Here is a 7,498-nt window from a genome sequence, read left to right as displayed (position 1 = left end):
CAAACCAATATTAAACCAAAAAAAAAACAGTAAATGAACCCATTTATTCTAGAAACAATTAGTAAATCAATAGAATTTGTGAAAAAATTCATTAAAGAAGCAAATGGGTTTTATCCATTTGCAATGATAAATGTATCAGAAAAAGATATAGAATATATAATTGACGATTTTAATTTGAGAGATGTAAATCTGATGGTTAAGAGACATGAGGAGTTAGCGTTATTCTTATTCAACAAAGGAAATATTATCTCTTATTTGATTATTATTGATGGTAAATTAGACAAAGTTTTACCTCTTTATGATGGTGTAGTTATTATGAAATTGACATATGATGGTACTGAATGGTTTACAGCTAATTATTATTATAAAAGGGTTGATGGAAATATCCTTTTTAAGGATAGTTAGTTATTATTCCTTCCTGCTATTATATAATACCATTTGTAATCTACAAGCTATGTCGAGAATATAATTGCTAGTTAAATCTAGCTTTGCTTTTTTCACCCCGACCATTTGGGAAGTTCCAATTATATTACTAACTTTGTGGGAGAAGTTTCGCAACATAGCGAGTACTTTGGCTTTGGGGAAATAAAATTCATCGAACTCCAATAAAAAAATAAAATCGATGTGAGATAAACGTTCATTGAAGAGCATAAAAACTCACATAACTCACCGTATAAGTTTAATGGCAAAGAACTTGATGAGGAAAGTGGGCTTTACTATTATGGGGCGAGTGTAGATCCATTGGTTGAAAAGACATTTTCAAGTTATGGGTATTGTAATTTGAATCCTGTAAATATGGTGGATACTGATGGTAGAATTCCGAGTCCATGGCGGATTTTAAAAGATACATTTAGAGATTTTATAGAAACGACAAATAGATATTTTCATATAACCGCATCTAAAAATGGATTAAGTAAAGTAACGTCTAGTAATTATACAACTAGGATGGGTAGGATATTTGAAGATACTGTTATTCGTTCGCTTGGAGAAAACAAAAACACACAAGGTTTTAGACCTAATAAAACTTCAACCAAAAAAGTTATACCTGATTTAGTTGGAAATGGTGGTAAACACTTCTTTTCAACATCAGGTAATCCTAAAGATGATATTGTTTTTTCTTTTCCTAATGCAACTTTTGTTGACGCCAAATTTACAAGTAATGTTAATTTTTCCCCATCTTACAATCCAGGACAGATAAAAGGATTTATAGATGTTTTGAGTAATATGAAAGGAAGTTATGCAAATGGTAAATGGAATCCTAATATAAAAGCTTCTGAATATGGTGCTGCAACCTTGGTATTTATAACGCCAGAAGGAACTACTTTAGACTCTAACATTATTGAATATGCAGCTTCTAAAAATGTTAATTTATATCAAAGAACTGTTCAACAAGATGTATTAGAACCTTCAAATGTTAGGGTAGCTCCAAATATGTCTATTCTGAATCAAGCTCTAGATTATAGAGGTGAAGAGAACATACCATCTCCTTTAAAAGCATCTGGGCAATCTGTAAAAGTAAATTGGGATAAGTTATGAAAAAATATTTTATTGTAAGATTCTTTTTTTTAATAAATTGTAATAAAAATGAAAATATGAATTTAATTTTTAATGAAGTTCAAATAAATAACGGGACTAAAATAAAAACTATTGATTTAACAGATCAAGAGTATAAAAACATCTTAGAGAAAGAGTCTAAAAACTTAAAAAGACTTTTTAATTCAATTACTATTGAAGATTCTAGTATTATTATTTATGAGATTTCCGAAGGAAATATTTTAGTAAGTTCTGATGGATATCATTCAGTTTATAAAAACATTGAAGATTTACATAAAGTTATTAATGATTATGATTCTAATGGTATAGAAATACTATTAAACATCAATATTTATGGTGATAAATTTCCCAATTTTACTAACCATTTGATTGTTGATTTATATAGTTCTTTAAACTATGAATTTAAAAAAAATGAATCACATAATCTAGATGTTTTATGTAATAAAATAAGTAAAATAGATAATGTAAAGAAGTTCAATAAAGATAAGTTTCTAAACTATATTGCATTAATTGGAGAAATGATATTATCGCAATATGATGGAAAATGGGAAATGAAATTATCAAATGATAAAACCACCTGGAATCCGTATTTAATCGTTAATGGAAGTAAGATTGATTTCGTTTCTTATTTAAATGAAGATGTAATAGAGGGAAATAAAGATATAAAACTTACTTTTAAGTCTATCAATGACATAATTAATTTGAGAGATGTAAATTCAACCACACACTAACGCAAACGTCTCGCTCGTACCCACAAAATAAAAAAACACAACCCAAAAAACTTGTGGTTTTAAAACTAAATAATTTTTCAAACCCTATCAGCTTTTCAAAGGCTCATAGGGTTTTTAAAATCTTTGCACTTGGTAACTTTTCCCAATGTGGCAATCTAGCCCCGACTGGAGTGGAAATCCTTTTTGTTTTTTCTTTAAAAACAAAAAGATTGTAGCGTAAGGCGGGAACTGACCCTGCGTGAAAATGCCAAAAGTGGCGGCTTCAAATAAGTTAGAGGTTAGAGGTTAGAATTTAGAGGTTAGAAATTAGAGGTTTGAGGTTAGAGAATGGAGATTTGATGATATGATATTTCAATTTTTGTAAAATTGTATTGATCATGCAAAGTTATCGCGTTGTGAAGCAAACGGTTTAGGTACTTTTTGGATTTAATGGTTCTATACATTAGATTATGAACATTGTAATGTGGTTTTGGTTTACCTTTTGCGATGGGAAGCTGTTTTTTTTTTGTATTATGAATATTTTTCAAAATGCCCTTTTTATTTGGAATTTTACTGCAAAAGTTAGGTTATTGAATTATTATTTCACTTATGTGTTTATTTTAGCGAGCAATTTTTGTTGGAATTAGTGTAGATGCTGTTTGTTTGCAATAATCATACGTCTGTTTTCGATATTTTATATTATGGATTGTTGGCTTTTGAATGATGTTTGTAATATACCTAAACTGATACTGTGTAACTATGAAAAAAATACTTATTTTTGTAAGCAATATTTTTTAAAATTATATAAAGATGAACTTAAAAATCAATGGATGCGGTGCTATTTTTGCTGTTTTTCAAAAACGTTTTAACACTTTTAAAACGCTTTTTGTGTTGTTGTTATTTGTTTTATTGGGTTATTATTTAATTCCAGAGCCTAAAATTTCAAAGAATATTCAGATAGACCATTTGATACTTTACAAATCAAAGCGGCAATTGTTGGCTTTTTCAAACGAAAAATTAATCAAAACATACAAAGTATCGCTAGGCAAACAGCCCATTGGTGCCAAGGCTTATGAAGGCGACCTTAAAACTCCTGAAGGGCATTATACCATTTTTGATAAAAATCCAAACAGCGGTTATCATAAAAACTTAGGGATTTCGTATCCAAATTCAAAAGATATTCAAAAAGCTAAGCATCTTGGAAAGCCTGTTGGTGGTGCTATCAAAATTCATGGCATCCGAAACCATTTTGGTTTGATTGGTAAATTCCATCGTTGGTTTGATTGGACATTAGGCTGTGTGGCATTAACGAATCAAGAAGTGGACGAACTTTATGATGCCGTAAAAATAGGTACTCCAATTGATATAATGCCTTAAATTATTTATGATGCATCAATCATGTTAGCATCATTTACTAATTTTAATAGCGAACAAGTTATTTGATCATCATAACAGTTACTTTTTTTTTAGAACAGAACACAACATGAAACTCAAATTATGATTAATAAAAGTATTATATTTGCTCCGTAAATGTAACAATAGTGAGTGCCATCAATAAATTGAAAATTCTAAACGACCCGATTTATGGTTTTATTACCATTCCAAATGAATTGGTTTATGATTTAATACAACATCCCTATTTTCAGCGGCTGCGTCGGATTTCGCAAATGGGATTGTCCTATTTGGTATATCCAGGAGCCCATCATACCCGTTTTCATCATGCCCTTGGCTGTATGCACCTGATGCAAAAAGCCATTAGTGTGCTTCGATATAAAGGGGTTCTGCTATCGGACGCCGAAGAAAATGCCCTTTTGGTTGCTATTTTGTTACACGATATTGGCCATGGCCCGTTTTCGCATGCCATGGAACACAGTATTGTAGAAACGATTAGCCACGAAGCTATTTCGCTATTGTTTATGAACGAACTCAACCAAATTTTTGAAGGGCAATTGGATTTGGCCATTCAGGTTTTTAAAGGCGAATACCCTCGCAAATTTATGTTGCAACTGATTTCAAGTCAGTTGGATATGGACAGGATGGATTATCTTAAAAGAGATAGTTTTTATTCGGGCGTAGCAGAAGGCAACGTAAATTCTGAGCGTTTGATACAAATGATGAATGTTGTAGATGACGTTTTGGTTATAGAAGAGAAAGGCATTTACTCTGTCGAAAAATTTTTGATGGCTCGAAGGCTTATGTATTGGCAAGCCTATTTGCACAAAACAAGTTTAGTAGCCGAACAAATATTGACCAAAATACTCAAACGTGCCAAAGAACTGACTCAGAAAGGCATTTTGCTAGAGGGAAGTAAAGCACTGATATATTTTTTGGAAAATAAAGTTACAATGGCAAGTTTTGATGCTTTGGTTTTAGAAAAATTTTCGCAATTGGATGATTTTGATATTATAAGTGCGATAAAATCATGGCAATTTCATCCTGATTTTGTGCTAGGTTCATTAAGTAAAATGATAGTCAATCGGGATTTATTAAAAATAAGATTAACGACCGAAAAAATAGAAACCGATATTAAATTAAAGTTGCTCGAACAATTTGCAAGTCAAGAAAATATTAGTATTCATGATGCAAAATACTTTATTTTTAGTGGCAAAATTGTGAATCAGGCCTATAATTCCTTGGCAGAACCAATTCGGATATTGAAAAAAGACAAAACCATTGAAGACGTTGTTGCGGTATCTGATCAATTAAATTTGAAAACCATTTCAAAAGCGGTAACAAAACATTATATTTGCTACCCCAAACAATTGACATAAAAATACAATTTAAAACATTTTTTTATACTTTTGCATCGATGAAATTTACAGCAGAACAAATAGCCAGCATTTTAGAAGGGGAAATTGTAGGAAATCCAAAAATTGAAGTCTTCAAACTATCCAAAATTGAAGAAGGAACAGAGGGGTCGCTTACATTTTTGGCCAATCCAAAATATTTGAATTATATATATTCTACAAAGGCTTCAATAACTATTGTAAATAAAAATTTTGTTCCAGAACACGAAACCCAAACCACGTTGATAAAGGTAGAAGATGCTTATGGCTCCTTTACCAAATTATTAGAGTTTTATAACCAAGTCAAACTCAACAAGTCTGGCATCGAGCAACCCTCTGTTTTTTCAGATAATGCAAAGCATGGCACTAATTTATATTTAGGAAGCTTTAGTTATGTGGGTCAAAATGTAGTCATTGGCAACAATGTCAAAATATATCCCAATTGTTTTATAGGCGATAATGTTCAAATAGGCAACGATGTAACCTTGTTTGCGGGAGTTACGATTTATTCGGAAACTATTATTGGCAATAATTGCACCATACATTCGGGCTCGGTAATTGGTGCTGATGGATTTGGATTTGCTCCATCGGCAGACGGTACTTACAAAAAAGTGCCACAAATTGGCAATGTAATTATAGAAGACAACGTAGATATTGGCGCTTGCACAACTATTGATAGAGCTACAATGGGTTCCACCATCATTCGAAAAGGGGTCAAGTTAGACAATCAAATTCAAATTGCCCATAATGTTGAGATTGGAGAAAACACCGTAATAGCGGCACAAACAGGCATTGCGGGTTCTACCAAAATAGGCACAAACGGCATGATTGGCGGTCAGGCAGGCATTGCAGGCCATCTTACCATTGGTAATAATGTGCGGATACAAGCCCAATCGGGGGTTGGTCGCAATATCAAAGATGGGGAGGTTTTGCAAGGCAGTCCAACATTTGGCTACAACGACTATTTTAAATCGTATATCCATTTTAAAAACTTACCAAAAATAGTTGCAGAATTAGAAGAATTAAAAAAACAAATAAAAAACATCACTAAATGACAGTAAATCAAAAAACGATAAAGAGCGAGATTTCTCTTACGGGAGTTGGATTACACACTGGCAAAGAAGTAACCATGACTTTCAAACCAGCCCCAGTACACAATGGATTTTCATTTATACGAATAGATTTAGAAGGAAGCCCTGTAATTGAAGCAGATGCAAACTACGTTGTCAATACACAAAGGGGTACCAATCTTGAAAAATTAGGTGTAAAAATTCAAACCCCCGAACATGTTTTGGCGGCTTTAATTGGCTGTGATTTGGACAACGTTATTATCGAATTGAATGCTTCAGAATTGCCAATTATGGATGGTTCTTCCAAATATTTTGTGGAAGCATTAGAACAAGTGGGCATAGAAGAGCAATGTGCAGAGCGACATTATTATGTTGTAAAAGAAGTTATTTCATATTTAGATGAAGCAACTGGAAGTGAAATATTGGTTATGCCAGCAGACGACTACCAAATAACTACAATGGTAGATTTTGGCACAAAAGTATTAGGTACTCAAAATGCAACCCTAAAAAACATTGCCGATTTTAAAACCGAAATTGCCAATTCCAGAACTTTTAGTTTTTTACACGAACTCGAATATTTATTGGACGAAGGACTTATCAAAGGAGGCGATTTGAATAATGCAATAGTTTATGTAGATAAAGAAATATCTGAAAAAACCATGAGCAATTTGAAAAAAGCTTTTGGAAAAGATCAAATTTCTGTAAAACCCAATGGCATTTTAGATAATTTAACTTTGCATTACCCCAACGAAGCAGCCCGACACAAACTGTTAGATGTTATTGGTGATTTGTCCTTAATTGGGTGTCGTATAAAAGGTAAAGTGATTGCAAACAAACCAGGGCATTTTGTAAACACACAGTTTGCCAAAAAAATATCGAAAATCATCAAAATCGAACAACGTAGTCAAGTGCCTGTTTATGATTTGAACCAAGAACCATTGATGGATATTCATAAAATTATGAGTATTTTACCTCATCGCCCCCCCTTTTTATTTGTAGATAGAATCATTGAAATGTCTGACAAACACGTGGTTGGGATGAAAAACGTTACCATGAACGAAAGTTTTTTTGTGGGTCATTTTCCAGAAGCTCCTGTAATGCCAGGAGTTATCATTGTAGAAGCTATGGCACAAACAGGAGGTATTTTGGTATTGAGCACTGTTCCAGACCCTGAAAATTATCTGACGTTTTTTATGAAAATAGACAACGTCAAATTCAAAAATAAAGTACTTCCAGGAGATACTTTAATATTCAAATGCGATTTGATTACTCCAATCAGACGAGGGATATGCCACATGTCTGCCAAAGCTTATGCCAATGGCAAACTCGTAACAGAAGCCGAATTGATGGCACAAATTGCAAGAAAACAATAATGATA

General features: G+C 32.5%; 8 protein-coding genes (1 of these 8 cut by a window edge). All 8 read left to right on the top strand.

The genetic code is table 11. The features are described from left to right. Window positions 1-33 carry the 3' end of a hypothetical protein gene (locus FBFL15_RS12620; RefSeq protein WP_014084958.1) on the top strand. It extends 198 nt beyond the left edge of the window, so 33 of the gene's 231 nt are visible here — the last part of the coding sequence; its start codon lies beyond the left edge, outside the window; the stop codon is at window positions 31-33. Beyond that, complete coding sequence (locus FBFL15_RS12615) at window positions 34-405, top strand: hypothetical protein (RefSeq protein WP_014084957.1); 372 nt, start codon at window positions 34-36, stop codon at window positions 403-405. Between the two features lie 390 nt (window positions 406-795). Next, window positions 796-1,536, top strand: a complete 741-nt coding sequence (locus tag FBFL15_RS16550; RefSeq protein ID WP_014084956.1) for a hypothetical protein — start codon at window positions 796-798, stop codon at window positions 1,534-1,536. Window positions 1,537-1,592: 56 nt separating this feature from the next. After that, window positions 1,593-2,285, top strand: coding sequence for a hypothetical protein (locus FBFL15_RS12600; RefSeq protein ID WP_158309104.1), 693 nt, complete (start codon window positions 1,593-1,595; stop codon window positions 2,283-2,285). A gap of 789 nt (window positions 2,286-3,074) precedes the next feature. Continuing rightward, the gene (locus tag FBFL15_RS12595; RefSeq protein WP_014084954.1) at window positions 3,075-3,641 is read left to right on the top strand and encodes a L,D-transpeptidase family protein; all 567 of its coding nucleotides are present in this window, start codon (window positions 3,075-3,077) and stop codon (window positions 3,639-3,641) included. A gap of 164 nt (window positions 3,642-3,805) precedes the next feature. Further along, window positions 3,806-5,035, top strand: a complete 1,230-nt coding sequence (locus tag FBFL15_RS12590; RefSeq protein ID WP_014084953.1) for an HD domain-containing protein — start codon at window positions 3,806-3,808, stop codon at window positions 5,033-5,035. A 38-nt stretch (window positions 5,036-5,073) separates the two neighbouring features. Beyond that, complete coding sequence (lpxD, locus tag FBFL15_RS12585; RefSeq protein ID WP_014084952.1) at window positions 5,074-6,105, top strand: UDP-3-O-(3-hydroxymyristoyl)glucosamine N-acyltransferase; 1,032 nt, start codon at window positions 5,074-5,076, stop codon at window positions 6,103-6,105. Beyond that, window positions 6,102-7,493: a bifunctional UDP-3-O-[3-hydroxymyristoyl] N-acetylglucosamine deacetylase/3-hydroxyacyl-ACP dehydratase gene (locus tag FBFL15_RS12580; protein ID WP_014084951.1), complete on the top strand. Its 1,392-nt coding sequence runs from the start codon at window positions 6,102-6,104 to the stop codon at window positions 7,491-7,493. The genes lpxD and FBFL15_RS12580 overlap by 4 nt, the downstream gene beginning before the upstream one ends. Window positions 7,494-7,498 lie beyond the last annotated feature (5 nt).

Source organism: Flavobacterium branchiophilum FL-15 (assembly GCF_000253275.1).
Lineage (GTDB): Bacteria > Bacteroidota > Bacteroidia > Flavobacteriales > Flavobacteriaceae > Flavobacterium > Flavobacterium branchiophilum.
The sequence above is the reverse complement of the archived record's forward strand: the minus strand, read 5'-3'. Positions and strand labels throughout refer to the sequence as shown.